The organism is Eubacterium ramulus (assembly GCF_003122485.1).
Classification (GTDB): domain Bacteria; phylum Bacillota; class Clostridia; order Lachnospirales; family Lachnospiraceae; genus Eubacterium_I; species Eubacterium_I ramulus_A.
Map to the genome: position 1 here is coordinate 1 of NZ_JRFU01000242.1, position 1,537 is coordinate 1,537.

Consider the following 1,537-nt stretch of genomic DNA (forward strand, 5'->3'; position numbering starts at 1 on the left):
AACTCCCACTGAGAAATACTTGTTACTACTCACCACTTGCAGAAGTGGGAGTCTCAACTCAGACTGAGATAATTTTTCCATCTCATACGGACAATTATCGCCACAGTAAACACATTATTTTCGCCTATACGATACTTATTATAGCGTTTTCTGTAAAAAAATCCAGAGAATTCTTATGTTTCCGATTGTTATTATGTCGGAATTGGAGTAAAATATAAGAAATTACGCTTTTACACATTAAAAAGCTAAACTAATATACTTTCCCGTATTTTGGAGGAATTACTTTATGGAATTTAACAGACTGATCAGCAACGTGGAGCCGTCCAAATCCGTCACTTTGCTGGCAAAAACAAAAGAATTACAGAAAACTGATCCTGAGATATTAAACCTGACTGGCGGAGAACCGGATTTTCCGACTCCGAAAGCCGTCTGTGATACCGTTGTGACAGAACTTGCCGCCGGACATACACACTACTCTGACAGCCGCGGAGACGCTGACCTTCGTGCCCGCATTGCCCGCAAACTGCAGGAAGAAAATCACGCACCGTATCAAGCAGAGAATATTCTGATCACTCCTGGGGCAAAATATGCTGTGTACCTGACCATTCGTGCCCTGATCAATCCGGGGGATGAAGCGATCTGGCTCACACCGGGGTGGGTATCCTATCCGTCCATCGTAGAAGCCAGTGGTGGCAAACCCGTTGCTGTTCATTTAAAATATGAAGAAAACTACCGCATCACAGAAGAAGCTCTGGAAGCTGCAGCATCCGATAAAACAAAACTTCTGATCATCAACTATCCGAACAACCCAACCGGACAGATTCTAACAGAAAGTGATATTCAGGCTCTCACCGCCTTTTTGCGTAACCATCCTGATGTTTATGTTTTATCTGATGAAATTTACGAAAAAATTGTTTATGACCAGAACAAAATCGTAAGTCTGGCTTCCATTCCGGAATTTTTTGAACGTGTGGTCATCGTCAACGGTTTTTCAAAATGCAGTGCCATGACCGGATGGCGTCTGGGCTATCTTGCCTGCACCCCTGCGCTTTATCAGGTAGTGTTGAAATTATTCCAGCACTCCATCAGCTGTACCAGCGGATTTTTACAGCGCGGTGCTCTGACTGCGCTTGATTGTGTGGAAGAAACCGAACAGATGCGTCAGGCATACGAAAAACGCAAAAACCTTCTGTTTGAAGGAATCCGTGAGATTCCGGGTGTGGAACTTCTGACACCTGCCGGAGCTTTTTATGCATGGGTTAAATTTGACACTGATATGGACAGTGAAACACTCTGCAATGACCTGTTGGATAAAGCAAAAATTGCCGGTGTTCCAGGTATCGCTTACGGAGAAGAAGACTGCGTCTGCATTCGTTTTTCCTTTGCTGCTTCAGAAGATGTGTTAAGAACCATGTTAGAACGTTTAAAAACTTACCAGGAAAGCCATACTAAATAAGTCAGAACAGCACTGCTAACAATACTTTTTTGACAATTCAAGTCGAACGCACGTGAGACTTGGTGCGTGATTCTGGTCAGC

1 protein-coding gene is annotated in these 1,537 nt (G+C 43.6%); it reads left to right on the forward strand.

The features are described 5' to 3' along the window. Positions 1–286: 286 nt before the first annotated feature. The gene (locus LG34_RS16185) at positions 287–1,456 is read left to right on the forward strand and encodes a pyridoxal phosphate-dependent aminotransferase (protein ID WP_109216994.1); all 1,170 of its coding nucleotides are present in this window, start codon (positions 287–289) and stop codon (positions 1,454–1,456) included. Positions 1,457–1,537 lie beyond the last annotated feature (81 nt).

Bases quoted from the DNA above. Each gene is read 5' to 3' on its own strand.
- LG34_RS16185 (WP_109216994.1), top strand. From the start codon at position 287: ATGGAATTTAACAGACTGATCAGCAACGTGGAGCCGTCCAAATCCGTC.